Here is a 26,254-nt window from a genome sequence, read left to right on the forward strand (position 1 = left end):
CGTAGCCGAGCGGGTGCTGTGATCAAACACGGTAGGTTCATGGCAGGGAGGGAAGAATGACCGGACGTCCGCTGCGGGCCGACGCCCAGCGCAACCGCGAGCAGATCCTGGCCGCCGCGGCGCTGGCGTTCTCGCGGTGCGGGCTGGAGGCGACGCTGGAGGGGATCGCGAAGGACGCCGGCGTCGGCATCGGGACGCTCTACCGGCACTTCCCGACGCGCGAGCTGCTGATCGAGGCGGCGTACCGCAGTGAGCTGGCCGCCGTCTGTGACGCCGCGCCGGAGCTGCTCGACCGGCTGCCACCGCTCGAGGCGCTGCGGGCGTGGATGGATCGGTACGTCGACTACATGGCCCGCAAGCTCGGCATGGCCGACGCGCTCCGCGCCGTGATCGCCTCCGGCGCAAACCCGTACGCGCAGAGCCTCGAGCTGCTGACCGGCGCGATCAAGCCGCTGCTGGCCGCGGCCGCCGCGGCCGGAGAGATCCGCGCCGACACCTCCGCCGACGACCTGCTCGCCGGCCTCTGCGGAGTCGCGCTGGCGACCGGCTCCAAGCGTGAACAGGCCGACCGCCTGCTCAACCTCCTCCTCGACGGCCTCCGGTACGGCGTATGAAGGTCGCGCTGGTGACCGGATCGACCTCGGGGATCGGAGCGGCGACCGTACGGCGACTCGCCGCGGACGGGATGACCGTCGCGGTGCACTCGCGTTCGACGCAGGATGCTGGCGTTGCGCTCGCCGCCGAACTCGGCGGGTCGTACCACCAGGCCGATCTCGCCGACGACGAATCCGCCGCGGCACTGGTACCGGAGGTGCTGGCCGCACACGGGCGTCTCGACGTACTCGTGAACAACGCGGGCATCAGCTGGCCGGTGCCGCACGCGGACCTGGACGCGCTGACCGCGTCCGACTGGCGGCAGCTGCTCGACGTGAACCTGATCGCGCCGTGGCTCCTTTGCACCGCAGCGCTGCCCGCGTTGCGTGAGGCCGACGGCTGCATCGTGAACGTGACGAGCCACGCCGGTGTCCGGCCGAAGGGCAGCTCGATCGCGTACGCCGCGTCGAAGGCGGCACTGAACCACGTCACGAAGCTCCTCGCCGCCGCGCTCGGACCGTCGGTGCGGGTCAATGCGGTCGCTCCCGGCCTCGTCGACACGCCGCTGACCGAATCGTGGACCGAGGCGCAGAACCTGTGGAAAACCTCGAGTCCGATGCGCCGCGCGGCGCAACCTGCGGATGTCGCCGACCTGATCTCGGCAGTTGTCCACAACTCGTACCTGACCGGTGAGGTGATCCTGCTCGACGGCGGCCTGAACCTGCGCTGATTCTGTCGGTGCTCGCTCATACCATCGCGGGATGTCTTTGGGTCGAGACTTCCGTCGGTTGTGGTTGGCGTTCACGGTCAGTGCGTTCGGATCGGCGGTGGGACTCGGCGCGTTGCCGTTGGTCGCCGTACTCGCCCTGGACTCCACGACCCTGCAGGTCTCGATGCTCGCCGCGTTCTCCGCGCTGGCGGGCGGTGCGCTCGCGTTGCCGATGGGTGACTTCATCGAGCAGCGGCACAAGCGGCCGGTGATGATCGCGTCGGACCTGATCCGGTTCGTCGCGCTGGCGTCGGTGCCGGTCGCGGCCGCGTTCGGCGTACTGACCTACGCGCACCTCTGCGTCGCGGGCGTGCTGCAGGCGGCGGGGACGATCGCGTTCCAGGCCGCGAGTGGCGCGCATCTGAAGGCGCTCGTCCCGGCGGCGGACCGGGCCGAGGCGAACAGCCGCTTCGAACAGACGAACTGGGTGTCGTTGACCGTAGGCCCCGCGATCGGCGGCGCATTGGTGAGTCTCGTCGGGGCGACCGTGACGCTGGCGGTCGACGCGGTCTCGTTCCTCGGATCCGCGCTCGGCATCCGGCGGATCCAGCAGCCCGAGCCGGAGCCGGTCAAGCGCGAGGGCAAGCGCGACATCACCGCCGGCTGGCGGTACATCCTGCGGCACCGCGGTCTGCGCGTACTGTTCTGGAACTCGCAGCTGTTCGGCGGTCCGGTGATGATGACCTCGCCGCTGCTGGCCGTGTTCATGTTGCGCGACCTCGGTCTCGCGCCGTGGAGCTACGGCGTGATGCTCGGCATCTCGTGCATCGGCGGGGTGGTCGGCGCGCGGATGGCGCCGCGGCTGACCAAGCGGTACGGACTGCCGTGGATGTTGCGCGTGTTCGGCGTACTGCGGGCTCCCTGGTTGTTGCTGTTCCCGCTCGCACCGCACGGGTGGGGCGGTTTCGTACTGATCACCGCCGCCGAGACGGCGCTGCTCGTCGGCGCGGGGGCGTTCAACCCGTCGTTCACGACGTACCGGATGGAGGTCACCGAGGACGGGTACATGGCGCGCGTCGTCGGGTCGTGGTCGATCAGTTCGCGCTGCGTGCAGCCGGCGTTCATGGCGCTCGGCGGCGTACTCGCCACGGTGGTCGGGATGCGCGGCGCGCTGTGGGTCGCGGGCATCTGCTGCACGCTGAGCGCCGTACTCCTGCCGTGGAAGGCGGCTGAACCAGCCGCGGTGCCTGAGCCGGCCTGACAACCGGGCCGACGCCGCGCCAGGTCAGGGGACCCATCAGCCGGGGCGCCCCGCTCGTCGAGCAGTTCCCGGCGGACGGCTGCCTAGCCTCATTCTGCGCTACCGTCACTGCCATGGCGCAGTCAGACTCCGAGCCCGCCCCGGCCGCCGGACCCGAGGACCCGACGGACCCGACGGTCTCCAAGCCTTCTGCGGACTCTGCGAGTTCTGCGGACGCTGCGGACTCGAAGGGCGAGTTGAAGAAGGAGCCCGAGGAGGATCCGGCCGAGCGGGCCCGGCGGACGGTCCGGGCGTTCGAGTGGTCCTGCGCCTGGCTCACGCTGCTGGCCGGCGGGTTCGTGGTTTCCGGCATGGTGCAGAACGACGCGAAGTTCACCGGCCTCGCCTGGCTCGGCGCGATCGTGGTCGTCGTCTGCGTCCTCGCCCTGATCGCGCTGTACGTCGGCTTTGCGCGCGACAAAGTCACCCTGCGCACCCGCCTGTTCGGCGCGGTCGACCTGTTCCAAGCCAGCACCGTGGTCATCGTGGTCGCGGTGGTCTGCGGTCTCGTCGTACCGACCGACAACCAGTCGGCCCTCTCGCTGCTGCTCCCGTGGGCCCTGACGTACTGGATCTACGGCATGAAGCCGCCGGCGGACTCGACCCCTACGACGTGAGGTGCGCCCGGAGGTAATCGAGATCGGCCTTCTGGCCGTTGTCCGCGTTCGGGGTCTCGACGACGACCGGGGCGCCGGCCGCCTCGACGACCGCCACGATCTCGGCCGGGTCGATGTGGCCCTCTTCGAAGTTGCTGTGCCGGTCCGCGCCGGAGCCGAACTCGTCGCGGGAACCGTTCGCGTGCACCAGGTCGATCCGGCCGGTGATCGCCAGCACCCGCTCGACGATCGTCGGCAGGTCCTCGCCGGCCGCGTGGAAGTGGCACGTGTCCAGGCAGAAGCCGACGTTCTCCAGGCGGTCGTTGCCGGACGCCTGCACCGCCTCCCAGAGCCGCGCGATCCGGTCCAGCTGGCGGGCCATCGCGTTCTCCCCGCCGGCGGTGTTCTCGATCAGCAACGGCACCGGGAGCTCGGCCCGCTCGATGCACTTGCGCCAGTTGTCGAACCCGGCCTCCGGGTCGTCCTCGTCGCCGACGTGCCCGCCGTGCACGATCACGCCCTTGACGTCGATCTCGGCCGCCTTGTCGAGCGTCTGCTGCAGCAGCTTCCGGCTCGGGATCCGGATCCGGTTGTTCGTGTTCGCCACGTTCAGCCGGTACGGAGCATGCACATACAGGTCCACGCCTGCCGCGGCCGCCCGCTCCTTCAGCGCGGCCTCGCCGTCCGCGTATGCAAGCTTGGGCGCCTTGTAGTCCTGCGGATTCCCCAGGAAGAACTGCACCAGATCGGCACCCCGATCAGCGGCCTCCGCCAACGGGTCTTCCTGGTCCACATGCGCACCAAGCTTCACAGTCATACCCACCACCCTAGAACCGCCCGCCGACAGTTCACGAACCCCAGCCGGCGGACCGGGTGACCTGGCGCTGGTCCGGGACGGGCGGTCGGACAGGGCGTCCTTCGAACTCTGTGGACAACACGATGTGGGTGTTCATTTCGCCGTGCTCACCGAGGCGTTCGAACAGGCCCTCCAGATGCCGCATCGACGTCACCCGAACCCGCAGCATCGAGCAGGAGTTGCCGCTGAGTTTGTGGATCTCCAGGACCTCGGGGAAGTCCTCGGCGCGGGTGGTCTTGAGCAGGCAGCGGCCCGTCGTGCAGCGCATCTGGACGAACGCCGACAGCGGTTGACCCGCGCGGGCCGGGTCGATCTCGGCGCGGTAGCCGGTGATGACGCCGGCCTCTTCGAGGCGCCGTACCCGATCGGCGACGGCGGGTGGGGAGAGGTTCACCCGCTTGCCCAGCTGGTTGAAGGAGAGGCGGCCGTCGTTCTGCAGCTCTGCCAGGATCTGCCAGTCGGTGGAGTCGAGTTCACGCTCCTGAAAGGTCATGTGTCCAGAACACCTTTCAGATCGCTCCTCCACAAGGCCCTAGACCTTCAGTTCTGCATTCAACGGGCCGCCGCGGCTTTCTAGCGTTGTGCACATGCTGATCCCCGTCGTTCTGGCCGCCGCCCTGATGAACGCCGCGATGGTCGCCGCCAGCGCAGTCAGCGCGATCCTGATCGCCGACGACCTCGGTCCGGCGCTGGCCGGCCTCCCCAACACAGCAGGAGTACTGGGCACCGCCGCCGGCGCAGTGCTCGTCGGCCGCTGGACAGCCCGCCTCAGCCGCGCACAGGCTCTCAAGACCGGGTACGGCGTTGGCGTAGCCGGCGGGGCGTTCACCGTCCTCGCCGCTGTCGGCGCCCCGGTCGCCCTGCTCTTCGTCGGCATGTTCCTGCTGGGTGTAGGCAACGCAGCAAGCCTCCTTTCCCGCTACGCCGCAGCCGACGCGGTACCGCCCGTACGACGCTCCAGAGCCATGAGCAAAGTCGTCTGGGCAAGCACACTGGGCGCCGCGGGCGGCCCGTTCCTCATGGCTCCCTCTCAGGCCACCGCCGCTAGCGCCGGCCTACCTGCGATCGCGGGACCGTTCTTGCTCGCACTGGCGGCGGTCTTCTCCGCACTGGTCGCGTCGACGTACATCCGCCGTACCAGAACCACTGCCGCACCACAGGTACGCGAGGACTCCAACAGACAGCCTGTGCGCCTGGCGGCCGGAGTAATGATCGTCGGCCAGCTGGTGATGGTCTCCGTGATGACAGCCGTGCCTATCCACACCCACCTCCACCACAGTGGGCTCGGTGTCCTCGGCGTGATGCTCTCTGCCCACACCCTGGGGATGTTCGCGCTGTCGCCGTTGACCGGCTGGCTGATCGACCGCTGCGGCCCACGGATCGTGACGCTCGCCGGACTCGCCGGCCTGCTCCTCGCCGCCGTACTGGTCACGCGGACCGGCACTGTCTTCACCCCGGCGCTCTTCCTGCTCGGCTACGCCTGGAACCTGTGCTACCTCGGCGGCAGCGCGCAGCTCGGCTCGGCCGCCGTGGAGAGTCGGGTCGAGTCGTCGATCTGGGCCGTGTCCGCAGTCGCTACCGCAGCCTCACCCTGGCTGTTCACGCTCGGCGGTTTCCCCGTACTGGCTGCGGTCTCGCTCGTCCTCGCCGTACCGCTCCTGGTGGTGGTACTCCGTCGACGCGAACACGTTGTGGTGACGATCTGACGCAGAGTCACCGGAACAGGCCTGTGGATATGTTCAAGAGGGCGTCCGAACGCTGGTACTCTTTTGGTTGTGGCCCGGTCCATCGACCGGGCTCGTTGCTTGGCGCCGGCGGCAAGAGCCGGCGTGCAGCAGACCGCATCGCCCTCCTGCCACGGAGAGACCGTGGCCGCCAAGTCCGAAGGAGGTGGAGTTCGCGCATGCGTCGTTACGAAGTCATGGTGATCCTCGACCCGGAGCTCGATGAGCGCACCGTGGAGCCGTCCATCGACCAGTACCTGAACATCGTCCGCAAGGAAGGTGGCACGGTCGAGAAGCTCGACATCTGGGGTCGTCGGAAGCTTGCCTATGACGTGAAGAAGAAGTCCGAAGGCATCTATGCCGTCGTCGACCTGACCGCCGAGCCGGCGGTCGTGAAGGAACTCGACCGTCAGCTCACGCTGAATGAGTCGATCCTGCGCACCAAGGTCATCCGGCCGGACCAGCACTGACCCTGGGGTCGTCAGCAGCCATCGGTACTGTCGGCTCCAGCCGATACCAATAGCTGTAGACACAGCCACACCCGAAAGCAGGAGGAACGGCAATGGCAGGCGAACCACCCATCACCCTGATCGGAAACCTCACGGGTGATCCCGAACTGCGCTTCACGCCCTCCGGGGCCGCGGTGGCGAATTTCACCATCGCGTCGACCCCGCGGACGCTGGATCGGCAGAGCAACGAGTGGAAGGACGGGGAGACCCTCTTCATCTCGTGTTCGGTGTGGCGGCAGGTCGCCGAGAACGTTGCCGAGTCACTCACCCGCGGTTCCCGGGTCGTCGTGCACGGGCGCCTCAAGGCGCGCAGCTACGACGACCGCGACGGGAACAAGCGCACCGTCTTCGAGTGTGACGTCGAGGAGATCGGCGCCAGCATGCGGTACGCGACGCTGAAGATCTCCAAGACCTCGCGCTCCGACGGTGGCGGCGGTGGCTTCGGTGGTGGCGGCAACCAGGGTGGCGGTGGTTACCAGGGTGGCGGCAACCAAGGCGGCGGCTACGGCGGCGGCCAGGGTGGCGGCCAAGGTGGTGGCAACCAGCAGAACGACCCCTGGGCCACCCCGCAGGGCGGCGGTCAGCCCGCCCAGCAGAACGACCCCTGGGCCAGCCAGGGCGGCGGCTCGATGGAGGAGCCTCCGTTCTGATCGGCCCGCAATTCATCAGTCAGTGACCATTCCGGCAGCTCTGCCGGGCTCTGGAAATAGGAAGAGAGCACCACAATGGCCAAGATCATTCGGAAGCCGAAGAAGAAGATCTGCGGCTTCTGCAAGGACAAGGCGACGTACGTCGATTACAAGGACACCGCGCTGCTGCGGAAGTTCATCTCGGACCGCGGCAAGATCCGCGCCCGCCGGGTGACCGGGAACTGCGTGCAGCACCAGCGCGATGTCGCGACCGCTATCAAGAACGCTCGTGAGGTGGCCCTGCTGCCGTACACGAGCACCGCTCGCTGAGGGAGGCGCGGACCATGAAGCTCATCCTGTCTCAGGAGGTCGAGGGCCTCGGGGCTCCCGGCGACATCGTCGAGGTCAAGGACGGCTACGGCCGGAACTACCTCGTCCCGCGCGGCCTGGCCATCGGCTGGACCCGCGGTGCGGAGAAGCAGATCGTCACGATCAAGCGGGCGCGGGACGCCCGGGCGATCCAGGGCAAGGAGCACGCGAGCGAGGTCAAGAACCAGCTCGAGCAGCTCGCCGTCAAGCTGGACGTCAAGGCCGGTGACACCGGCCGCCTGTTCGGTTCGGTGACCCCGGCCGACATCGCCGGTGCCATCAAGGCCGCCGGCGGCCCGCTGGTCGAGAAGCGCGCGATCGCGATCGCGTCGCCGATCAAGACCACCGGCAAGCACCAGGTCTCGGTGCAGCTGCACCCGGAGGTGGCCGCCACGGTCCGCCTCGAGGTCGCGGCCGGCTGATTCCGCAGTAACGCACGAAGGCCCGCGTTCCCCGCAAGGGGACGCGGGCCTTCGCTCGTGTCAGGACGTCGCCCCTCGCTTGCGCCCCCGCACGCTGCATCCCGGGCGCTGCGGGTGGGGGAACCGCGGCTCAGCCTGGGTACGGCGAGGGCGTCGGCCACGTGACCGGCTGTGGCTCCGACGGCTGTCCCGACTTGTCGGGCGGGTCGACCGTCGGCCAGGCGGTCGGCTGTGGTTGGTTGTTGTCCGCCAGCGCGTGCGTCGACGGAGCGAGCAGGACACCGACCGCGGCGAGCGCCGCCAGGATCCGCGCCGTCCGGCGCCGGGCGCTCACTTGCGGTCCAAGGCGTAGAGGAACGAGTCGTACACCACGATCGCGTGCGAACCCGCGATACCCCACGGCCGCGTGACCGCCGCCAACGGGTATTGGTTCCAGTTCGACGAGATGGCGACCGGCTTGCCGTCCAGCGTGCCGTAGATGAACCCGCCGGTCAGCGAGAGCGGCCTGAAGCCGGGGACCATGTGAATCTTGCGGCTGGACAGGTTGATCAGGCACTCACCCCAGGCCGCGGCCGTGCGTTTCGGGTCCGGGACCCAGTCCCAGTCGTCGGTGGCATGTTCCTGCTGGGTCTGGCAGACCGCGACCAGCTTGCCGCTGGCCGTGGACTGCACGACCGGGATCACCTGGCTCGGGTCCTTCGCGAGAGTCCAGAGCACCAGGACGTAGTCCGGGCTGGCTGCCACCACCTGCTTGACCTGGCCCGCGCCGCCCGGCTTCTCCAATGTCAGCGTCGTCAACGGCTTGTCCGGCTGCAACCAGTAGACCGGACCGTCGTACCGCGAGACCAGCACCCGGTCGCCCTCGGCGAGCAGGATGGTCGACAGCAGCGGCGCCTCGGGGATCGCCTTGAGGGCGCCGCCCGAGACGACCATCGCGCCCGCCTGGTCACCCTGCAGCATGATCAGCGGCGACTTGCCGAAGAACTGCACGGTGGCGCCGTCGGGGAGCTGGATCTCCTTGGGCAGCGCGCCGTCGCCCTCCCAGTAGTACAGCGTGTCCCGGGTGGTGATCGCGAGCACCACCTTCGAGTCGATCGTGGTGTAGACCGGGCTGTCCGCATCCCTCGGGACCTTGTCCTGCCACAGCACCTTGCCGCTGCTGTCGAACACGACGACCTTCTTGCCCGACGAGTCCGGGTCCTGCACCAGGATGGCGACCTCGGTGCCGTCCGGCCGGATCGCCGGCGTACTGTCCTTCGCGATGGCGACGACCCAGTCGGCGTGTGCGGTGTAGCCCGGCGGCTGGGACTTCGGAGCGAAGTCGTCGACGTGGGTGCTGGGGGCCGGCAGCGACGGCAGCTTCGGTGACGTGGTCGCGACCGGCTTGCGATCGCCGAGCTTGCTGAAGACCGTCAGGTAGAGCACGGTCCCGCCGAGCAGTACGACGGCGAGGACCATCGCCAGGACGATCGGCCAGATCGGCTTCTTCTTCCCCGCGTTGGTGTCGACCGCGTCGACCTGTCCGTCCGGGTGCACGATCAGCGGCCAGGAGGCGCCGTCCGCCTCGACCGCGGTCACCTTCACCGGGCGGCCGAGCTGTGCGGCCTGCTCAGCGACCAGCTGGAGCGCGGCCGCCCGCGGGTCCATGTTGTTGAGCGGGTGGCTGCGGCCTGCGATCTTCACTTCGGCGTTGTGGTCGTCGTAGAGCCGAATTGTGACCTTTGGCCAGGAAGGGATCTTCTCAGCCACAGTGACCTCTCATTCCCGCCACAGACATCCCTCGCTCGTTCGGTTCCGGCGTCCTCGTTCTAGCATGTCCCCCGCACGAGGCATGCCAGGGATTCCGGGCACGCAGAAACCACGCGGGCCCGGCGGCTCGACTGACCCCGACAAGGGGGTAGAAACATCCTCGCCTGTGGATGGGTCACGAAAGTACACCCGGAAAGCGAGAGAATACGGTGGGCGACAGCCTGTGACGCACCGCGAGAGGAGGGGCCATGACGCAGAATCCGTGGACACGGGAGCAGTCTCCGGGTCCGCAGCAGCAGCCGTCAGCCGGCCCCGGACCTCGGCCGGACATCACCCCGCGGGGGCCGTCCGCCCCGCAGCACGGGGTGCCGGCGCCCGCGGAGGATCAGCGCCTGCCCAAGTTCGCGATTCCGGCGGCGGACACGCTGTGGTGGGTCGGGGTGCACGGTGGCGCCGGCGAGACCACGATGTCCACGCTGCTTCCGGGGACCCGGGCGGCCAACCACCGTTGGCCGATCCCGCCACCGCCGGTGCCGACACCGGTGATCCTGGTCGCCCGGACCCACGGGTCCGGACTGCGCGCCGCGCAGCGAGCTGCGATCGAGTGGGCCTCGGGAGTCGTCCAGGGTGTCGCCGTGCTCGGCCTGGTGCTGATCGCGGACGCCCCGGGTCGGCTGCCCCGAGTGCTCGACGACTTCGCCGACATCGTCGGTGGAGGTGTCCCGAGGGTCTGGGACATTCCGTGGATCGAGGAGTGGCGCCGAGGGGAGGCTCCCACGCCTGACAACACGCCGGACGAGGTCTTCGAAGTACTTGAATCCATCTACGCACTTCGCGCGTCAAACCCAGCGGACTACCCCGCCCCGTACTGAAAGGGTGCTTTCACCATGATGTTGCTTCACATGGCTTCCGAACTGCCCACCGTGCTGCCGATGGCCACCATGCCGCCGGAGGTTACGAACAAGCTCAACGATGTCGTCACCTGGGTCCAGACCATCGCGTACATCATCTGCGGCCTCGGCATCATCATCGCCGGCGGCATGATGGCGATCGGTCAGCGCCGCGGTGAAGGTGGCGAGCACGCCGCCCGGCTCGGTTGGGTGCTGGCCGCCTGCATCGTCATCGGCGCGGCGAACGGCCTCGTGACCGCCCTGAGGTGACGGTTACCCGACCTGTAGGAACCTGCATGGAAGGCTGATCGTAGGTGGGACTGTTCGGCAGGACCCCGGACTCGGGAGACGACACCGACGGCGAAGGTACTGGCATGCTCGACAACCGGACCTTCGTCGCATCGGCGATCGTCGTCGTGGCGCTGGTCCTCTGTCTCGTGGCGTACCTGGTTCTGCGCGGCGGCTCGGGCACGCCGAAGGCCACGCCGAGCCAGACACCGAGTACGCCCACGGGACAACCCACCGACGTGCCCACCGACGAGCCGAGTGAACCGCCCGCCACGCCGGATCCGACCGCGACGCCGACGATCCCGCGGGTCACTCCGCCGCCGGCCAACAACACCGTCGGCGGCTGCCACGTCGCGAAGCCCTCGCAGGCGATCCCTCGGTACTTCGCGCCGACGGCGGTCACCTGGCAGTTCGACGGTGCCATGCTGATCCCGCTGCAGGTCGCCGGTGGGCCGGCGGCAACCAGGCCGAACGGCGTGAAGTACTGCTTCGCGCACTCGCCGACCGGCGCCGTGCTCGCGGCGATGGTTCTACTCGGTCAGGTGCAGAACCGGTCCATCGCGCTCGACGTACTGAAGGAGCGAGTGGTGCCCGGGCCAGGCCAGGTCAAGGCGATCGCCCAGGCGAAGCTGGACATGGCCACGCCGCCGGACTCCACCAGCGTGCAGTTCGTCGGTTTCAAGGTGGTCTCCTACCCGAAGGACGGCTCCCAGGCGATCATCCAGGTCGCCTCCCAGGTGGCCGACCAAGGCGTCGGCGCGCTGCTGGTCACCATGCAATGGTCCAAGGGCGACTGGCGTGCGGTGCTGCAGGACGACGGGAGCTTCAACGGAACGGTCGAACCGGACATCCTGTCCTCCCTCAACGGCTACGTAAGGTTCAGTGGTTCCTCATGATTGCGCTCGGATGTTCGTGGTGGCCGGGGGACTGGAAAGAATGCATCGTCAAGTACATCGTCGAGCCGCTCACCGGGTTCATCGGAATGCTGTTCGGCAAGATCTTCGAGGCGGTCCGCGACGTCGTCCTCGGGGCCGTCGCCAGTGTGATCAAGGCCGTCGGCTTCGCCTGGATCTACCTCTCGACCCCGAACGTCGACGCGAACGGCCCCGCCAGCTGGGTCCAGGCCCACACGTACTTCATCGTCGTGGCGATCGGCTCGATCGCGGTGATCGTGGGCGCGATGCAGATGGCGTTCCTGCAACGCGGCGAACCGCTGCGCGAGATCCTGAAGTCACTGCTCACGCTGGTGGTCGTGTCGGCCGGCGGCTCGGCGTTCGCGGCCACGCTGATCAGCGCCTCCGACAGCTTCTCGAAGTGGATCATGGACGCGGCCCTGCTGCCCACCAACGCCGAGTGCCACGGTGACAAGCTGGACGAAGCCGCCAAGCATGTCTGTTCGGACGCGGCGGTCTCCAAGCTGACCGAGGTGCTGATCAATCCGCTCAAGGGCCCGCAGGAGATGTTCGGCTTCATACTGGTGATCTTCGTCGGCATCCTGATGGTCATCACCGCGATCATTCAGCTGGCCCTGATGATCGTCCGGTACGGGATGCTCGTGCTGCTGGTCGGCGTCCTGCCGCTGACCGCGGCCGCGACGAACACCGAGATGGGGATGATGTGGTTCAAGCGCACGCTCGGCTGGTTGGTCGGATTCATCATCTACAAACCTGTCGCGGCGTTGATCTACGCGACAGCCATCCTGTTGATCGGCGGCGCCCCGAAGCCGCCCGGCGCACCGCAGGGCACCTCCGAGACTCTGAACATGGTCATGGGCATCACGCTCATGGTCGTCGCGGTCGTCGCATTGCCGGCCATCCTCCGGTTCGTCTCACCGAAGACGTCCTGACATGATCGCGCTCGGTTGGGTCGACATACTCAAGAATGCGTTCCAGGCCGTCGTGAACGGTGCCGGAACCCTGATCAATGGTCTGATCAATATGATCTTCGAACCAATCCTGAACGCGATAGCCAAAGCCGTCGGCGTCATCATGAGCACGATCGGTACCTTCTGGATCAAGATGCCGACGCCGGCCGTCGGCAGCGTCGACTCGCAAGGGAATCCGACCGGAACGCCGGCCAGCGGCACGGTCAGCTGGGTCTGGGATCACACCTCGTTCATCAGCATCTCGATCGCCACCATCGCTCTGATCGTCGGCTGCATCCGGATGGCCTGGAGCCAGCGTGGGGAGTCGGCCCGCGATCTGCTCAAAGGGCTGATGACTCTCGCGGTCGCCTCCGCCTTCGTGATCGCGGTGGCGCAGCTGCTGATCGGCTGGGCGGACACATTCTCGGACTGCCTTGTCACGTCGTCGCTCATGCACGGCTCGGGGGCCGGTTGGGTGTGTCCTGGGGACCCGATACCCGCGGGCCAGGACGTGGACTTCGGCAAGGCGATGTTGCTGTTGCTCGGGTTCACTACGGCCGCGGGCGTGGTCGCGCCCGCGGCCGGTCCGCTCGGTATCGGTCTGCTGATCTGCATCGGTCTGCTGTGCATCATCGCCGGCGTGATCCAGGTCGTGCTGATGATCGTCCGGAGCGCGATGCTGATCCTGCTGCTCGGGGTGTTGCCGATCGCGGCGGCCGCGACCAATACCGAGATGGGGAAGGAATGGTTCAAGAAGATCCTGTCCTGGATCTTCGCCTTCATCCTCTACAAACCGGTGGCCGCGATCGTCTATGCCACCGCCATCCGGCTGACCTCGAACAACGGTGACCTCTCCTTCAACCCGACGGAGGTCGGAGGTGAGGTCATGAACCTGGTCACCGGTGTCACGATGCTGGTGCTCGCGTTGTTCGCACTGCCGGCACTGATGCGGTTCATCGTGCCGATGGTCGCGGCGACCGCGGGCTCGGCCGGCGCCGGCATGCTCGCGGCCCGGATGGTCGGGATGGAAAAGCTCGGCGACATGGCGAACAAGGGCGCCGAGTCGGGGTCGGACAGCGGCAGCGGCGGTGGCAGCGACGGGCCGACCGGCGCACAGAATGTCGGCAACGCCCGCCAGCAGGCGCCGAGCAGTGGACCGAGTGGTGGCGAAGGTGCCGCGGCCGGTGGTGAAGGTGGCGCGGCCGGTGCCGCCGGCGGTGCCAGCGGCGGGGCAGCCGGAGGTGCTGCGGGTGGCGCTGCCGGCGGTGGCGCTGCTGCTGGTGGTGGCGCTGCTGCTGCCGGTGGTGGCGCGGCGGCAGCTGCCGGACCGGCTGGTCTCGCGGTGGCGGGCGCGATCGAGGCCGGCAAGAAGGTGAAGGAAGGCGCGGCGGCCGTGGGCGAGGAAGCCATGGGCCCCGAAGCTGCCGGTGGCGGCGGCGGTGGCGGTGGCGGTGGTGGTGGTGGAGACGGCGGCGGCCCGTCCGGCAGCGCCTCGGGCGGCGACCCGGGCCGCGACCGCCAGCGGCAGCAGCGGTACGACGACGACAGGGCTCGAAGCAACGAGCCACCACCAAGAGCACCGGACGGACCAAGTGGCAGCGGCTGACAGCGTACGACGCGCACCTCGCACCTACGGCAACTGGCGGCAGCCCGCCTCGGCGGGCATCGCCGGCCTGGGCATGCTCGGTACGGGCATCCTGATGGGTGGCCTGCTGCTGGTGGTCATCGCGACGATGACCGGCGGTATCAAGTCCGCCTTCATCATGCTGGTGATCGTCGGTGTCACGATCGGGCTCCTGGTCACCAAGGACAAGCACGGGCAGTCGACGCTGCAACGGCTCTCGACCAGCATTGGATGGCAACGAGCAAAGATGGCTAAGCACAACCTGTACCGCTCCGGCCCGCTCGGTCGGACCGCCTGGGGCAAGTTCCAGCTCCCCGGCCTGGCCGCGGCATCCCAGTTGAGTGAGTACCAGGACTCGTACGGCCGGCCGTTCGCGCTGCTGTACTACCCGAGCACCCGGCACTTCACGGTCGTCATCAACGCCGAGCCCGACGGCGCGTCGCTGGTCGACGAAGAGCAGGTGGACGTCTGGGTGGCGCACTGGGGCCAGTGGCTGGCGTCGCTCGGCCACGAGCCGGGCATCGTCGCCGCCTCGGTCACGGTGGAGAGCGCACCGGACACCGGTATCCGGCTGCGCCGCGAGGTCGGCAACAACATGATGGACAACACCCCGGCGATCGCCCGGGCGATGCTCACCGAGGTCGTACAGACGTACCCGGAGGGCTCCGCGCTGGTGTCGGCCCGGGTCGCGCTGACCTTCAAGGGCACCGACCGGAGCGGCAAGCGGCGCAAGGAAGACGACATGGGCCGCGAGCTGGCGGCCCGGCTGCCCGCGCTGACGCAGAGCCTGAACGCCACCGGTGCCGGCGCCGCCCGCCCGGTGAGCGCCCAGGAGCTGTGCGAGGCGATCCGGATCGCGTACGACCCGGCATCGGCTGCGCTGATCGACGAGGCCCGCAGCCAGGGCATGCCGCCCGAGCTGCAGTGGACCGACGTCGGCCCGGCCGCGGCCCAGGCGTTCTGGGACAAGTACCGGCACGACTCGGCCTGGTCGATGACCTGGCAGATGTCGCAGGCGCCCCGTGGTGAGGTGTTCTCGTCGGTGCTGTCGCAGCTGGTCGCGCCGCACCCCGACATCGACCGCAAGCGCGTCACGCTCGTCTACCGCCCGCTGGACGCCGGTACGGCAGCCCGCATGGTGGAGGCCGACAAGCGGAACGCGTCGTTCCGGGCCACCACGTCCGCGCGGCCGTCCGCGCGCAGCCTGGCCGAGGCCCGGGCCGCCGACCGGTCCGCGCAGGAGGAGGCCCGCGGCGCGGGTCTGGTCAACTTCGGCATGGTGGTGACCGGGACGGTGATGTCAGCGGAGCAGCTGCCGGACATGGTCGCGGCGATCGACAACCTCGGCGCGACCGCCCGGGTGCTGCTGCGGCCGGCGTACGGCTCGCAGGACTCGGCGTTCGTCGCCGCGCTGCCGCTCGGCGTCGTCGTCTCGAGCCACCTCGCGGTGCCCGCCGGACTGCGGGAATCCCTATGATTGAGCGGAGCGCAGTGGCGTCTGGGGAGTCACAGTGAGCGACAAGAAGAAGCAGAAGAAGCCCGTCGACCCGAGCCGCCGCGGCCGGCGGCCGATGCCGCGTGGCTGGCCTGGTCCGGGCGGGGGCTACTCGACGTACCTGCAGGCTCCGCAGGAGTGGCGCGGTACGACGGTGCAGGTCTGCGGGATGTGGCCGTTCTCTGCCGGTACCGGCAGCCCGATGGTCGGCGTACCGATCGGCCGGAACATCCTGTCCGGCGCGACCATGTGCTGCGACCCGATCAGCTGGTTCATGCGGGCCAAGCTGATCTCGAACCCGTCGATGTTCGTCCTCGGCAAGCCCGGTCTGGGCAAGTCGACGATCACCCGGCGGATGGCCCTCGGCCTCGCGGGGTACGGCGTCCAGCCGCTGGTGCTGGGCGACCTGAAGCCGGACTACAAGGACCTGATCGAGGCTCTGGGCGGCCAGGTCATCCAGCTCGGCCGTGGCCGTGGCCACCTGAACGTACTGGACCCTGGCGAGTCCCGGGAGGCCGCGCTCCGGCTGACCGGCAAGGCGCGCGAGGCGATCCAGGCCGACGCCCACGGCCGCCGCCAGACGATGGTCTCGGCGCTGATCGCGATCATGCGTAACCAGAACCCGAACGACCGCGAGGAGACCATCCTCGACGAGGCGCTCAAGGTCCTGGACGAGCGCTTCCAGGGCACCCCGGTCCTGAAGGACCTGCTCCAGGTCATCCAGGACGCCCCGGACCGGGTCCGCAACGTGGCCCTGGACCGCGGCAGCCTGGACCGCTACCGGCAGATCACCGAAGGCCTCGAGGCGTCCCTGATCGGTCTGGTCGGCGGCGGACGGCTCGGCGAGATCTTCTCCGCGCCGACCGACAACCCGATGCAGATGGACCGTCCGGTGGTGTTCGACGTGTCCAACGTCGACGACTCCGAGACCAGCCTGCAGGCCGCCGTACTGCTGGCCTGCTGGTCGTACGGGTTCGGCGCGGTCGCGGTCTCGCAGGCACTGGCCGACGCCGGCCTGGAGCCGCGGCGGCACTACTTCGTCATCCTCGACGAGCTGTGGCGGGTACTGCGGGCCGGTAGCGGCCTGGTCGACCGGGTCGACGCGCTGACCCGGCTGAACCGGCAGCGTGGTGTCGGCATGGCGATGATCTCGCACACCATGTCCGACCTGCTGGCGCTGCAGAACCCCGAGGACCGGATGAAGGCGAAGGGTTTCGTCGAGCGTTCCGGCATGGTGGTCCTCGGCGGTCTGCCGCGCGCCGAGATGGACAACCTGACCGAGGTCGTGGCGATGTCCCAGGAGGAGCAGAACATGCTCATCGGCTGGCAGGACCCGCCGGCCTGGGACCCGGCCACCGGCAAGGAGGCCGCACCTCCGGGCCGAGGCAACTTCCTGATCAAGGTCGGTGGCCGCCCGGGTATCCCGGTGCACGTCGGCCTGACCACGGTCGAGCGCGAGATCAACGACACCAACAAGCTGTGGAAGACCGGCGCGGACGGCAAGCCGCAGATGGTGGAGATCGCACCGGACGGCACCGAGGCCGTCGTCGGTGAGTACAGCCTGGACGACCCGGCGCTGCTGCCGCCCCCCGACCCGACCACGCGCGTGGTCGCCCGAACGGGAGTTGACGAGTAAATGGCCCAGGGCAAGCGGAGTACCGGACCGGGCTCGGTCTCACCCGAAGCGATCTTCATCTTCGTCGTCGTCGGCGCGGTCGGGCTGGTCGTGTCCGCGCTGTGGGGCGCACTGAAGGTCGCTGCCGCGATCAACGGTACGCACCCGGCCGGGAACCCGTTCGAGGCAGTCGTCGAGCTGGCCAAGGGCAGCCTGCACTGGTCCGGCGCCGCGACCGGTGTGCTGGTGGTCGAGATCGTGGTGCTGCTCGCGATCGCCGGCGGCGTCTGGTGGCTGGTGCGGAACCGGCAGCAGTCGATCGGGCGGGTCGACCGGCAGGCGTCGCTGATGGCGAAGCGGTCGGAGATCTTCAAGCTCACCCGCGAGGGCGCGCAGGCGAAGGCGAACCAGCTCGGCATCGCCGACGCCGGCCCGGGCATCCTGATCGGCCGGACCGTGACGGACAACCTCGAGGTCTTCGGCAACTGGGAAGACATGCACGTCGACATCTGGGGTCCCCGTACCGGTAAGACCACCTCGCGGGCGGTGCCGGCGATCCTGGACGCCCCGGGCTGCGTCGTCGCCACCTCGAACAAGCGGGACATCGTCGACGCCACCCGCGGTCCGCGTTCGGACAAGGGCCCGCTGTGGGTCTTCGACCCGCAGGAGGTCTGCGAGGAGCCGCCGAACTGGTGGTGGAACCCGCTCACGTACATCACCGACGAGACCAAGGCGCGCGAGCTCGCCGAGCACTTCGTCGCCTCGCAGCGCGTCGTCGGCGCCCAGACCGACGCGTTCTTCGACGCCGCCGGTACGGACCTGCTCGCCGGTCTGCTGCTCGCCGCCGCGGTGGCGAAGCGGCCGATCACGCAGGTGTACAGCTGGCTCGCCGACCAGCGCAACGACGAGCCGGAGCGCATCCTGCGCAACACCCCCGGCCTGCAGATGTCCGCGGACGGACTCGCCGGCGTCATCAACGCGCCGGACAAGCAGCGCGCCGGTGTCTACGGTACTGCCCAGCAGAGCGCCCAGTTCCTGATCAACCGCAAGGTCACCCGCTGGGTGATCCCGAACGGCCCGAACGACAACCGCCCGCAGTTCAACCCGCACGAGTTCGTCCGCCAGGGCGGCACGCTGTACAGCCTTTCCAAGGAAGGCGCCGGTACGGCCGGACCGCTGGTCACCGCGCTCACCGTCGCCGTCGTCGAGGCCGCCGAGCAGTACGCGCGCGGCTGCGCACTCGGCCGGATGCCGAAGCCGCTGGTCGGCGTACTCGACGAGGCCGCGAACGTGTGCCGGTGGAAGAACCTCCCCGACCTGTACTCGCACTTCGGTTCCCGCGGCATCGTGCTGATGACGATCCTGCAGTCCTGGGCGCAGGGCCAGGAGTGCTGGGGCGACCACGGGATGGAGAAGCTCTGGGGTTCGGCCAACATCCGCGTGTACGGCGGTGGCGGTGCGGACACGAACTTCCTCGAGCGGCTGAGCAAGATGGTCGGCGACTACGACATCCAGTCCAACTCGGCGTCGTACAACGAGGGCAAGCGCGGTACCAGCCAGCAGGTCCAGCGGCACAACATCCTCGAGGTGTCCGAGCTGGCCGCGATGCCACCCGGCCGCGCGGTCGTGCTGTCGTCCGGTAACCCGGCCACGATGGTGAAGACCGTCCCGTGGTTCACCCGGCCGGACGCCGGTGCGGTGAAGGCCTCGCTGGCGAAGTACGATCCAGGGGCCGCGCTGAACAGCCCGGTCAGCAACAACCCGTGGGTGGCGTCGCAGCAGCCGGCGATCCAGCAGCGTGGTCCGGAGCGTCCGGTCTGGGAACAGCACGAAGGGAACAGCAGCGGTGGATGGTGAGCAGGAGCTCTTCTACCCGCACGTCGCGGAGTTCGTGGAAGACCGGCTGATCTACCTCTACACGCGCCGCCTGGGGCAGCAGTTCGTCTGGTGCCCGGAGTGGTACCGGCACGCCGAGGCGCTCAGCCGGTTGGACTCGATCTGGCGGGCCTGGGAGCACCTGCGGCTGGACCCGGCCACCGGTATGTCGGTCTGGTGGCGGGACCACGCGGACCCGCACATGATGGCGCTGCTCGACCCGGACGGCCCGTTCGCGGCCTGCCGGAACAACCAGCACACCGACTACCCGATCCCGCCGCTCCCGGTCCAGGAGCCGCCCGCGGGCCTGTTCTTCGACCAGCGGCAGCCGAACATCCGGGGCGTCTGAGGTGTGGAAAGCAACTAACCTGCTGGTCGCCTTCGCCGTCGAAGTCATTGCCCTCGGCATCTTCGCGTGGTGGGGCTGGGCCACCGGCGGTACGACGCTCGTACGGCTGATCCTGGCGATCGGTCTGCCCGCGGTCGGGGCCGTCCTCTGGGGCCTGTTCGCGGCACCGACCGCCAAGCGCGGCCAGGTGCCGCGCTGGACGGTGAAGGTCCTGGTCTTCGGCCTGGCAACCGCCGCCCTCTGGGCCCTGGGACACCCGCCGCTCGCCATCGCCTTCATCGTGGTGGTCGCGGCCAACCTCGCAATCATCAACACCCAGAAAATGCAGCCTACCGCTCGCGCGGCCGGTCCAGGCTGAGATCAGGCGTGCTGGAACGGCTGGGCTCTTTCCCCGGGCCGTTGCGCAGGTGCTGCCGCTCCTGCGGTTCCAGGACCGCGGGGGTTTTCGACGGCGGAGTGCGTACGGCCTCGGCCGCGTCCGGCTGGACGCTCACCCGGTACTCGCGGGCGAAGTCCTCGTCCGCGCGGTCGTCGTCGGCGTTCACCTGGTACCCGTCGAGCTCACTCGCGCGGACATTCCGCCGGCCCGCGGCAGCCAGCTCGTCGGCGCCTAGCTCATCGGGTCTCGCGGCCGCCTCGTCCTGTTTGTGTTGCCCGCGTGCCTGCAGGCTGAGTTCGCGCTGTTCCCGGTTCGCTGCGTAGGCGCGGCGGCGTTCGGCCGCCTCGTCCGCGGACTCCGCGAAAGCGACCCGGTGTGCTCGAGTGGCCTCTGCAACGTCGGCCCGGTCGCGCAGTTCCAGACGCTCCCGGTCCTCCGCCCTGCCGAGCGTCAGCTCCTCGTCCCCGCGGAGGGCCGCGTCGTCGGCCTCATGGCGAGCGTGCAGCTCGTCCTCGGCCTTGCGTCGCGCGCGAACGGCTTCCCGGAGCTCACGCTCGGACTCCGTGTACTCGTCGCCGCGGTCCCATTCCTCGGGAGTGGGCTCGACGGACGGCTCCTGGTCGGTGTCGGGCATGCCGCTCCTTTCCTTCTGCTCCACGATGCCGTACCGCGGGGTCAGCGGGTAGCCCCGGTGACCAGCCAGCCGTCGCGGCGCTCGCGGGTGGTGAGGGTGAGGAATCGCAGCAGCATGTACCCGCCGAACGCCCACCAGAGCGCGACGATCCCGCCGCCGAGCCACAGCACCGCCAGCGCCAGCGGTACGTACAGGACGAGTGCGACCACCCCGGCCAGCGCCAGGTACCGCCCGTCACCGGCGCCGATCAGTACGCCGTCCAGTACGAACACGACCCCGTTGATCGGCTGCCACAACGCAGACACGATCAGAACGGCGGCGAGCGTACGACGTACGTCCGGGTCCGAGGTGAACCACGGGACGTACACGCCGCGCAGACCCCAAAGCGCCAGCCCGCCCAGTACGCCGGAGAACAGGCCCCACCACATCATCCGCCGGGTGATCGCCCGGGTCCCGGCGACGTCGCCGGCGCCGAGCGCCCGACCGGTGAGCGCCTGTGCAGCGATCGCGATCGCGTCCAGCGCCAGCGCGAGGAACGACCACAACGTGAACGCGACCTGATGGGCCGCCACCGACGTCGTCCCCAGCGCGGTCGCGACGAACGTCAGCAGGACGATCGCCGCGCGGAGCGTCAATGTCCGGATGATCAGTGGTACGCCCATCTGCGCCGAGGCGAGGATCCCGGGCCGGTCCGGGCGCAGCTTGGCGCCGTCCCGGCGGGCGCCACGAACCACGACGACCACCAGCGCGACCCCGGCGCCGGTCTGCGCGAGCGCCGTACCGAGGGCCGAGCCGGCGATGTTCAGGTGGACCCCGTAGACGAGCGTGACGTTCAGCGCGATGTTCGCCAGGTTGGCGGTGATCGCGACGACCATCGGCGTCCTCGTGTCCTGGAGACCGCGGAGTACGCCGGTCGCGGCCAGGAGGAGCAGCATCGACGGGATGCCGAGGCAGGAGATCCGCAGGTACGTCACGGCGTACCCCGCCACCTCGGGCGACGGGTCGAACGCGCCGATCGCCTGCGGCGCGAGCGCCAGGCCGAGCACGGCGAGTACGACGCCAAGCAGCAGCGCCAGCCAAAGCCCGTCGATGCCCTGGGCCAGCGCGCCTTTGTGATCACCGGCGCCGATCCGCCGGGCGACCGCGGACGTGGTGCCGTACGCGAGGAAGACGCAGATGCCGACCAGGGTCTGGAGGATCGTTCCGGCGACGCCGAGCGCGGCGAGCTGTGGAGTACCGAGGTGGCCGACGATGGCCGAGTCGGCGAGCAGCATCAACGGTTCGGACACCAGCGCGAAGAACGCCGGGACGGCCAGCCGGAGGATTTCGCGATCCTGTTCGCCTACCCGTCGTCTCACCGGAGCGAGGTTACCCAGCCGGCGCGGGCGTGTCGGAAATTGGTCTCAGACTTTTTCTCCTCCACAGTTGTGCACCGAAGAAACCGCAGGTCAGGGCCGGGTTGTGGGTTTCCGTCCCCAGATATCCACAGGGTTGTGCCCAACCTGTGCACAGCCCGTAGCCGGGTTATCCACGATTCGTCCACAGGGGGTGTGGACGACCGAGTGGCCATCGGTGACAGGACCGGCGTACGGTCGCGAGGCTGGTGCCAGGACCAGCGCCGGAGACTGTCGGTGGGCATGGCTAAGGTTCGAGCAGGTGTTCGAACCCGGCCCCGGCGGCTGGGGTGGCGACGAGGAGGTCGGACGAAGTGAGCGTGGCGGAGTTCCGCGGGGGCCAGGACGGCGGCCACGAAGAGCGCAGGCCGGAGATGGGCTTCGACCGCACCCCTCCCCAGGACCTGGCCGCCGAGCAGTGCGTGCTCGGCGCGATGATGCTGAGCAAGGACGCGATCGCCGACGTGATCGAGAACTTGCGCAGCACCGATTTCTACCGGCCGGCGCACGAGGTCGTCTTCGACGCGATCACCGACCTGTACGCGCGCGGCGAGCCGGCCGATGCGATCACGGTCGCCGCCGAGCTGAACAAGCGCGGCGAGATGACCCGGATCGGCGGCGCGCCGTACGTTCACACGCTGGTCGCGTCCGTCCCGCTCGCGGCGAACGCGTCGTACTACGCGCACATCGTCCGGGAGAAGGCGATCCTGCGCCGCCTGGTCGAGGCCGGTACGAAGATCGTCCAGCTGGGGTATGCCGGTGAGGGCGAGGTCGACGACGTCGTCGACGAGGCGCAGGCGGAGATCTACTCGGTCACCGAGAAGCGCACCGCCGAGGACTACGCCCCGCTGAAGGACATCATGGAGGGCACCCTCGACGAGATCGAGGCGATCGACTCCCGTGGTGACGCGATGGTCGGCGTACCGACCGGGTTCACCGACCTGGACGAGCTGACCAACGGGCTGCACCCCGGTCAGATGATCATCGTCGCCGCCCGTCCCGCGATGGGTAAGGCGCTCGCCCTCGACACCCCGCTGCCGACGCCGACCGGCTGGACAACGATGGCCGAGGTCGCGGTCGGCGACCAGTTGCTCGACGCCGAGGGCCTGCCGACGACCGTGGTCGCGGCCACCGAGGTGATGGTGGACCGCCCGTGCTTCCGGCTCTCGTTCTCCGACGGCAGCACGATCGTCGCCGACGCCGAGCACCAGTGGCGGGTCGAGGACGGCGGCCGCCCGGTGATCTGCACGACCGAAGACCTCTACACGGCGATGTCGGCGAGTCCCGGACTGACACCGCCGGTCCCGGGGTCGGCGCCGCGGCAGATCGCCGGGCACGGCTACCCGGCCGCGCTGACCGGCGAGGGGGAGCGGCGGCTCGAGTGGGTCGACCCGGTGGACAGCGTCCCGGTGCGCTGCGTCGAGGTCGACAACCCCGACCACCTGTATTTGGCCGGCAAGACGATGATCCCGACCCACAACTCCACCCTGGGCCTGGACTTCGCCCGGTCCTGCTCGATCAAGCACGGCCTGACCTCGTGCATCTTCTCGCTGGAGATGAGCCGCAACGAGATCACCATGCGGTTGCTCTCCGCCGAGGCTAAGGTCCCGCTGCACCACATGCGCAACGGCAAGATGACCGACGAGGACTGGGCCCGGCTGGCCCGCAAGATGGGCGAGGTCTCCGAGGCCCCGCTGTTCATCGACGACTCGCCGAACCTGACGATGATGGAGATCCGCGCCAAGGCCCGCCGCCTCAAACAGCGCCACGACCTCAAGCTGATCGTCATCGACTACCTCCAGCTGATGACCTCCGGCAAGAAGGTCGAGTCCCGCCAACTCGAAGTCTCCGAGTTCTCCCGCTCCATCAAGCTCCTCGCCAAGGAACTGGAACTCCCGGTCGTCGCCATCTGCCAGCTGAACCGAGGCTCCGAACAACGCTCCGACAAACGCCCCATGGCCTCCGACCTCCGCGAGTCGGGCAGCTTGGAGCAAGATGCCGACGTTGTCATCCTGCTTCACCGGGAAGATGCGTACGAACGTGAGTCGACCCGGCCCGGTGAGGCCGACTTCATTGTGGCCAAACACCGGAACGGGCCTACGGCGGATGTGGTTGTCGCGTTCCAGGGCCACTACTCGCGGTTCGTGGACATGGCTCACGACGGGTAGTGGGTTAGAAGCGGGTTACTGCTACGAAGGCTGCTAGGGCAAGTAGTACGGCGTTCATTGCGGCGTTCGGGTACTCCGAGCGGCGGGTGTGGGTGATGATCGCGCCGAGCATGGTGATGGCGAGGCCGACGGCAGCTACCGGGGTTAGCCAGGGGGCTATGTCTAGGGCTCGGGGGAGGATCAGGCCGATGGCGCCCGCGATCTCGGCCAGGCCGATGAGCTTGATCAAGTTGATCGGGAACGGGGCTGCCCAGCCCATCCGGGGGTTGGTGGCCAGGGAGGCCTTGGTGGCGGGGACCTTCATCACGCCGGACATCAGGAAGAGCGCGGCGAGCAGGCCGGAGACGATCCAGGCGGTGACGTTCATGCCGCCACCGGCTCGCCGGCACGGACCTGCTGCAAAGCACGCGCCCACGACTCGAGCTGATCGAAGAGCACGCCGGCCTGGTCGGCGTACTGCGGGCCCGGGCGGAAGACGCTGAAGTTCTCGAAGTCGTTGAACAGCGAGAACGACAACTGCTGACGGACGTGGGCGATCTGCAGTTCGGCGCTGATCGCACGCAGGTGCTCGATCGCCCGTGCGCCGCCCAGCGAGCCGTACGACACGAACGCGGCGGCCTTGTTGTTCCACTCCGCGTAGAGGTAGTCGATCGCGTTCTTCAGTACGGCGGACGTGGAGTGGTTGTACTCCGGCGTGACGAACACGAACCCGTCGTACGACGCGATCGTCGACGCCCAGGCCTTCGTGTGCTCGCCGGCGTACTGCCCGGCCGACGGCGGGATCGCCTCGTCCAGGTGCGGCAGCGGGAAGTCGAGCAGGTCGATCAGCTCATAGGTCGCGCCGGTCCGGCTCTGGGCCTGGGACAGCACCCAGTCGGCCACCGCCTTGCCGTTCCGGCCGGGGCGGGTGCTGCCGAGGATGACCGCGATCTTCAGGTCGCTCATCGCGACGACTCCTTCGAGAAGGTGATGACTTGAATGTTCATGTCAATAGACACGATAAGCCGCATGACGTGAACGTTCAAGTCATTGACCCGCTGGCTATGCTGCACCCATGGGCACCCAAGCAGCGCAGGAGGCGGGCGAGCCGCGCTGGCTGAAGGCCGACGAGTTGGAGACCTGGAGGACCCTGCAGCTGACCATGGCGCTGCTCACGACCGCGCTCGGAGAGCAGTTGCAGCGCGATTCCAACCTGAGCTTCCTGGAGTACTACGTACTCGCCGGCCTCTCGGACCAACCCGAGCACACGATGCGGCTGAGCCATCTAGCGGTGCTCGCGAACTCCGAACTCTCCCGCCTGTCACACCTGATCCGCCGGCTGGAAACCCGCGGCCTGGTCCGCCGCGAGCCCGACCCGGCTGACGGCCGCTTCACCAACGCGATCCTCACACCCGACGGCTATGCCGAACTGGTCAAGGCCGCGCCCGGGCACGTCGAACTGGTACGCAAACTGGTCTTCGACCCGCTGACCGAGGCCGAAGGCCGCGCCCTGCAGAAGACGATGGCGAAGCTGTTGCCGGGGCTGGTTGGGGAGTGTTAGCGGTTTTTCCAGCGTTCGGCTGAGATTGACTCCTGGGCGAGTAGTCGGAGTGAGGCGATCAGGGTTTCGCCGAGGAGCGTGCCGATGACGACGGATTCGGCGAGTTGGTCGCGGGTCGGGTTGGCGGTGACCGCGTCGATCTCGAGTGCGGTGAAGGCCTCGACGGAATCGGCGTACGTGTCGAGGTGCGCGACCAGGCTGTCCTGACCGAGCGACCGGAGGGCGGCGATGGTGTCGATCAGTGTCGCCAGGGCGGGCGCTTCGGGGTCGACGGTCCAACCGCGGTTGTGGATCAGGTCCGCTACCTGGGTCGCCGCGGCGGTGCGGGACTCGTCGGTCGCGGACAGGCGGCGGGTCGGCGTGAGGGCGCGATGGGCGCGGCCGATCTGCTCGTGCAACGGTTCGGTGTTCGCGTCGAGTGACTCGAGAATCTCCTTCACGGTCGCGACCGGTACCTGGGCCAGCTCGATCAGGGCGCGGATCAGGCGCAGCCGGCGGACGTGTGTCTCGCCGTACGACGCCTGGTTCGGGCTGCTGAGTTCGCCGGCCGGTAGCAGGCCCTCGCGCAGGTAGTACTTGATCGTCGGCACCGGGACGTCGGTGGCCTTGCTGAGTTCCCCGATTCGCATCGCTTGCCTTCCTGTTGCCTGTGATGGATAGTATCAGTATCCATAAGCGGATA

At 68.7% G+C, this 26,254-nt stretch carries 30 protein-coding genes; 21 read left to right on the top strand and 9 right to left on the bottom strand.

The window, feature by feature from the left end; all coding sequences use genetic code 11:
• The first annotated feature begins 56 nt into the window (after positions 1-56).
• The 4 genes from ACZ5BU_RS32725 to ACZ5BU_RS32740 all read left to right on the top strand — a co-directional run bounded on the left by ACZ5BU_RS32725 (position 57) and on the right by ACZ5BU_RS32740 (position 3,220).
• Complete coding sequence (locus tag ACZ5BU_RS32725; RefSeq protein WP_465704320.1) at positions 57-614, top strand: TetR/AcrR family transcriptional regulator; 558 nt, start codon at positions 57-59, stop codon at positions 612-614.
• Positions 611-1,324 carry an SDR family NAD(P)-dependent oxidoreductase gene (locus ACZ5BU_RS32730; protein ID WP_465704321.1) on the top strand — a complete coding sequence of 238 codons (714 nt, stop codon included), beginning with the start codon at positions 611-613 and terminating at the stop codon, positions 1,322-1,324. Before ACZ5BU_RS32725 ends, ACZ5BU_RS32730 begins: the two co-directional genes overlap by 4 nt.
• A 31-nt stretch (positions 1,325-1,355) precedes the next feature.
• The gene (locus ACZ5BU_RS32735) at positions 1,356-2,564 is read left to right on the top strand and encodes an MFS transporter (protein ID WP_465704322.1); all 1,209 of its coding nucleotides are present in this window, start codon (positions 1,356-1,358) and stop codon (positions 2,562-2,564) included.
• Between the two features lie 113 nt (positions 2,565-2,677).
• Positions 2,678-3,220 (top strand): hypothetical protein, encoded by a 543-nt coding sequence (locus ACZ5BU_RS32740; protein ID WP_465704323.1) that lies wholly within the window; start codon positions 2,678-2,680, stop codon positions 3,218-3,220.
• Here the strand turns inward: ACZ5BU_RS32740 and ACZ5BU_RS32745 are convergent.
• A complete protein-coding gene (locus ACZ5BU_RS32745; RefSeq protein ID WP_465704324.1) occupies positions 3,210-4,016 on the bottom strand; it encodes a deoxyribonuclease IV in 807 nt (268 codons plus the stop codon). The two genes, ACZ5BU_RS32740 and ACZ5BU_RS32745, sit on opposite strands and share 11 nt — an antisense overlap.
• A 31-nt stretch (positions 4,017-4,047) precedes the next feature.
• Positions 4,048-4,548, bottom strand: a complete 501-nt coding sequence (locus tag ACZ5BU_RS32750; RefSeq protein WP_465704325.1) for an Lrp/AsnC family transcriptional regulator — start codon at positions 4,546-4,548, stop codon at positions 4,048-4,050.
• 94 nt (positions 4,549-4,642) lie between these two features.
• On the opposite strand from ACZ5BU_RS32750, the gene ACZ5BU_RS32755 reads away from it, so the two are divergent.
• From ACZ5BU_RS32755 to rplI, 5 genes are all read left to right on the top strand, one after another.
• Positions 4,643-5,761, top strand: a complete 1,119-nt coding sequence (locus ACZ5BU_RS32755; protein ID WP_465704326.1) for an MFS transporter — start codon at positions 4,643-4,645, stop codon at positions 5,759-5,761.
• Between the two features lie 197 nt (positions 5,762-5,958).
• Entirely contained in the window at positions 5,959-6,249 is a 291-nt protein-coding gene (rpsF, locus tag ACZ5BU_RS32760) for a 30S ribosomal protein S6 (RefSeq protein WP_130386399.1), read from the top strand.
• Positions 6,250-6,341: 92 nt separating this feature from the next.
• The gene (locus ACZ5BU_RS32765) at positions 6,342-6,938 is read left to right on the top strand and encodes a single-stranded DNA-binding protein (protein WP_465704327.1); all 597 of its coding nucleotides are present in this window, start codon (positions 6,342-6,344) and stop codon (positions 6,936-6,938) included.
• Positions 6,939-7,013: 75 nt separating this feature from the next.
• Positions 7,014-7,247, top strand: coding sequence for a 30S ribosomal protein S18 (gene rpsR, locus ACZ5BU_RS32770; protein ID WP_133798335.1), 234 nt, complete (start codon positions 7,014-7,016; stop codon positions 7,245-7,247).
• 14 nt (positions 7,248-7,261) lie between these two features.
• Positions 7,262-7,708 (top strand): 50S ribosomal protein L9, encoded by a 447-nt coding sequence (gene rplI, locus ACZ5BU_RS32775; protein ID WP_387655589.1) that lies wholly within the window; start codon positions 7,262-7,264, stop codon positions 7,706-7,708.
• Positions 7,709-7,838: 130 nt separating this feature from the next.
• Here rplI and ACZ5BU_RS32780 read toward each other — a convergent pair whose 3' ends face one another.
• Positions 7,839-8,042 (bottom strand): hypothetical protein, encoded by a 204-nt coding sequence (locus tag ACZ5BU_RS32780; protein ID WP_465704328.1) that lies wholly within the window; start codon positions 8,040-8,042, stop codon positions 7,839-7,841.
• Positions 8,039-9,457, bottom strand: a complete 1,419-nt coding sequence (locus tag ACZ5BU_RS32785) for a hypothetical protein (protein ID WP_465704329.1) — start codon at positions 9,455-9,457, stop codon at positions 8,039-8,041. Before ACZ5BU_RS32785 ends, ACZ5BU_RS32780 begins: the two co-directional genes overlap by 4 nt.
• A gap of 248 nt (positions 9,458-9,705) precedes the next feature.
• Here ACZ5BU_RS32785 and ACZ5BU_RS32790 point away from each other — a divergent pair, with 248 nt between their 5' ends.
• The 10 genes from ACZ5BU_RS32790 (at position 9,706) to ACZ5BU_RS32835 (ending at position 19,815) form a co-directional block, all read left to right on the top strand.
• The gene (locus ACZ5BU_RS32790; RefSeq protein ID WP_465704330.1) at positions 9,706-10,329 is read left to right on the top strand and encodes a DUF6668 family protein; all 624 of its coding nucleotides are present in this window, start codon (positions 9,706-9,708) and stop codon (positions 10,327-10,329) included.
• A 30-nt stretch (positions 10,330-10,359) separates the two neighbouring features.
• Entirely contained in the window at positions 10,360-10,617 is a 258-nt protein-coding gene (locus tag ACZ5BU_RS32795; protein ID WP_465704331.1) for a TrbC/VirB2 family protein, read from the top strand.
• Between the two features lie 104 nt (positions 10,618-10,721).
• Positions 10,722-11,531, top strand: a complete 810-nt coding sequence (locus ACZ5BU_RS32800) for a DUF8175 domain-containg protein (RefSeq protein WP_465704332.1) — start codon at positions 10,722-10,724, stop codon at positions 11,529-11,531.
• Positions 11,528-12,481, top strand: a complete 954-nt coding sequence (locus ACZ5BU_RS32805) for a type IV secretion system protein (RefSeq protein WP_465704333.1) — start codon at positions 11,528-11,530, stop codon at positions 12,479-12,481. The genes ACZ5BU_RS32800 and ACZ5BU_RS32805 overlap by 4 nt, the downstream gene beginning before the upstream one ends.
• Before the next feature lies 1 nt (position 12,482).
• Entirely contained in the window at positions 12,483-14,105 is a 1,623-nt protein-coding gene (locus ACZ5BU_RS32810) for a TrbL/VirB6 family protein (RefSeq protein ID WP_465704334.1), read from the top strand.
• Positions 14,092-15,600 (top strand): SCO6880 family protein, encoded by a 1,509-nt coding sequence (locus tag ACZ5BU_RS32815; protein WP_465704335.1) that lies wholly within the window; start codon positions 14,092-14,094, stop codon positions 15,598-15,600. Before ACZ5BU_RS32810 ends, ACZ5BU_RS32815 begins: the two co-directional genes overlap by 14 nt.
• Positions 15,601-15,634: 34 nt before the next feature.
• Entirely contained in the window at positions 15,635-17,254 is a 1,620-nt protein-coding gene (locus ACZ5BU_RS32820; protein ID WP_465704336.1) for an ATP/GTP-binding protein, read from the top strand.
• Complete coding sequence (locus tag ACZ5BU_RS32825) at positions 17,255-19,090, top strand: type IV secretory system conjugative DNA transfer family protein (protein WP_465704337.1); 1,836 nt, start codon at positions 17,255-17,257, stop codon at positions 19,088-19,090.
• Complete coding sequence (locus tag ACZ5BU_RS32830) at positions 19,080-19,457, top strand: DUF4913 domain-containing protein (protein WP_141856453.1); 378 nt, start codon at positions 19,080-19,082, stop codon at positions 19,455-19,457. The genes ACZ5BU_RS32825 and ACZ5BU_RS32830 overlap by 11 nt, the downstream gene beginning before the upstream one ends.
• 1 nt (position 19,458) lies before the next feature.
• Positions 19,459-19,815, top strand: a complete 357-nt coding sequence (locus ACZ5BU_RS32835) for a YrdB family protein (protein ID WP_465704338.1) — start codon at positions 19,459-19,461, stop codon at positions 19,813-19,815.
• On the opposite strand, the gene ACZ5BU_RS32840 is transcribed toward ACZ5BU_RS32835, so the two are convergent.
• Together ACZ5BU_RS32840 and ACZ5BU_RS32845 are read right to left on the bottom strand one after the other, a co-directional pair.
• The gene (locus tag ACZ5BU_RS32840) at positions 19,787-20,470 is read right to left on the bottom strand and encodes a hypothetical protein (protein WP_465704339.1); all 684 of its coding nucleotides are present in this window, start codon (positions 20,468-20,470) and stop codon (positions 19,787-19,789) included. The genes ACZ5BU_RS32835 and ACZ5BU_RS32840 overlap by 29 nt on opposite strands.
• Positions 20,471-20,511: 41 nt before the next feature.
• Positions 20,512-21,828 carry an MATE family efflux transporter gene (locus ACZ5BU_RS32845; RefSeq protein ID WP_465704340.1) on the bottom strand — a complete coding sequence of 439 codons (1,317 nt, stop codon included), beginning with the start codon at positions 21,826-21,828 and terminating at the stop codon, positions 20,512-20,514.
• Positions 21,829-22,178: 350 nt separating this feature from the next.
• Here ACZ5BU_RS32845 and dnaB point away from each other — a divergent pair, with 350 nt between their 5' ends.
• Positions 22,179-24,032: a replicative DNA helicase gene (dnaB, locus tag ACZ5BU_RS32850; RefSeq protein ID WP_465704341.1), complete on the top strand. Its 1,854-nt coding sequence runs from the start codon at positions 22,179-22,181 to the stop codon at positions 24,030-24,032.
• 4 nt (positions 24,033-24,036) lie between these two features.
• On the opposite strand, the gene ACZ5BU_RS32855 is transcribed toward dnaB, so the two are convergent.
• Entirely contained in the window at positions 24,037-24,399 is a 363-nt protein-coding gene (locus ACZ5BU_RS32855; protein ID WP_465704342.1) for a DoxX family protein, read from the bottom strand.
• Positions 24,396-24,977: an NADPH-dependent FMN reductase gene (locus ACZ5BU_RS32860; protein WP_465704343.1), complete on the bottom strand. Its 582-nt coding sequence runs from the start codon at positions 24,975-24,977 to the stop codon at positions 24,396-24,398. The genes ACZ5BU_RS32855 and ACZ5BU_RS32860 overlap by 4 nt, the downstream gene beginning before the upstream one ends.
• A 109-nt stretch (positions 24,978-25,086) precedes the next feature.
• On the opposite strand from ACZ5BU_RS32860, the gene ACZ5BU_RS32865 reads away from it, so the two are divergent.
• Entirely contained in the window at positions 25,087-25,572 is a 486-nt protein-coding gene (locus ACZ5BU_RS32865; RefSeq protein ID WP_465704344.1) for a MarR family winged helix-turn-helix transcriptional regulator, read from the top strand.
• Here ACZ5BU_RS32865 and ACZ5BU_RS32870 read toward each other — a convergent pair.
• The gene (locus tag ACZ5BU_RS32870) at positions 25,569-26,201 is read right to left on the bottom strand and encodes a MerR family transcriptional regulator (protein ID WP_465704345.1); all 633 of its coding nucleotides are present in this window, start codon (positions 26,199-26,201) and stop codon (positions 25,569-25,571) included. The two genes, ACZ5BU_RS32865 and ACZ5BU_RS32870, sit on opposite strands and share 4 nt — an antisense overlap.
• Positions 26,202-26,254 lie beyond the last annotated feature (53 nt).

It is taken from the genome of Kribbella sp. NPDC031520, assembly GCF_055580825.1.

Excerpts from the sequence above, each read along its gene's own strand:
- ACZ5BU_RS32755 (WP_465704326.1), top strand. The coding sequence starts at position 4,643 with ATGCTGATCCCCGTCGTTCTGGCCGCCGCCCTGATGAACGCCGCGATG.
- ACZ5BU_RS32725 (WP_465704320.1), top strand. The coding sequence starts at position 57 with ATGACCGGACGTCCGCTGCGGGCCGACGCCCAGCGCAACCGCGAGCAG.
- ACZ5BU_RS32870 (WP_465704345.1), bottom strand. The coding sequence starts at position 26,201 with ATGCGAATCGGGGAACTCAGCAAGGCCACCGACGTCCCGGTGCCGACG.
- rpsR (WP_133798335.1), top strand. The coding sequence starts at position 7,014 with ATGGCCAAGATCATTCGGAAGCCGAAGAAGAAGATCTGCGGCTTCTGC.
- ACZ5BU_RS32730 (WP_465704321.1), top strand. The coding sequence starts at position 611 with ATGAAGGTCGCGCTGGTGACCGGATCGACCTCGGGGATCGGAGCGGCG.
- ACZ5BU_RS32860 (WP_465704343.1), bottom strand. The coding sequence starts at position 24,977 with ATGAGCGACCTGAAGATCGCGGTCATCCTCGGCAGCACCCGCCCCGGC.
- rpsF (WP_130386399.1), top strand. The coding sequence starts at position 5,959 with ATGCGTCGTTACGAAGTCATGGTGATCCTCGACCCGGAGCTCGATGAG.
- ACZ5BU_RS32795 (WP_465704331.1), top strand. The coding sequence starts at position 10,360 with ATGGCTTCCGAACTGCCCACCGTGCTGCCGATGGCCACCATGCCGCCG.
- ACZ5BU_RS32805 (WP_465704333.1), top strand. The coding sequence starts at position 11,528 with ATGATTGCGCTCGGATGTTCGTGGTGGCCGGGGGACTGGAAAGAATGC.
- ACZ5BU_RS32800 (WP_465704332.1), top strand. The coding sequence starts at position 10,722 with ATGCTCGACAACCGGACCTTCGTCGCATCGGCGATCGTCGTCGTGGCG.
- ACZ5BU_RS32810 (WP_465704334.1), top strand. The coding sequence starts at position 12,483 with ATGATCGCGCTCGGTTGGGTCGACATACTCAAGAATGCGTTCCAGGCC.
- ACZ5BU_RS32790 (WP_465704330.1), top strand. The coding sequence starts at position 9,706 with ATGACGCAGAATCCGTGGACACGGGAGCAGTCTCCGGGTCCGCAGCAG.
- ACZ5BU_RS32745 (WP_465704324.1), bottom strand. The coding sequence starts at position 4,016 with ATGACTGTGAAGCTTGGTGCGCATGTGGACCAGGAAGACCCGTTGGCG.
- ACZ5BU_RS32740 (WP_465704323.1), top strand. The coding sequence starts at position 2,678 with ATGGCGCAGTCAGACTCCGAGCCCGCCCCGGCCGCCGGACCCGAGGAC.
- rplI (WP_387655589.1), top strand. The coding sequence starts at position 7,262 with ATGAAGCTCATCCTGTCTCAGGAGGTCGAGGGCCTCGGGGCTCCCGGC.
- ACZ5BU_RS32865 (WP_465704344.1), top strand. The coding sequence starts at position 25,087 with ATGGGCACCCAAGCAGCGCAGGAGGCGGGCGAGCCGCGCTGGCTGAAG.
- ACZ5BU_RS32825 (WP_465704337.1), top strand. The coding sequence starts at position 17,255 with ATGGCCCAGGGCAAGCGGAGTACCGGACCGGGCTCGGTCTCACCCGAA.
- ACZ5BU_RS32750 (WP_465704325.1), bottom strand. The coding sequence starts at position 4,548 with ATGACCTTTCAGGAGCGTGAACTCGACTCCACCGACTGGCAGATCCTG.
- ACZ5BU_RS32840 (WP_465704339.1), bottom strand. The coding sequence starts at position 20,470 with ATGCCCGACACCGACCAGGAGCCGTCCGTCGAGCCCACTCCCGAGGAA.
- ACZ5BU_RS32735 (WP_465704322.1), top strand. The coding sequence starts at position 1,356 with ATGTCTTTGGGTCGAGACTTCCGTCGGTTGTGGTTGGCGTTCACGGTC.
- ACZ5BU_RS32765 (WP_465704327.1), top strand. The coding sequence starts at position 6,342 with ATGGCAGGCGAACCACCCATCACCCTGATCGGAAACCTCACGGGTGAT.
- ACZ5BU_RS32855 (WP_465704342.1), bottom strand. The coding sequence starts at position 24,399 with ATGAACGTCACCGCCTGGATCGTCTCCGGCCTGCTCGCCGCGCTCTTC.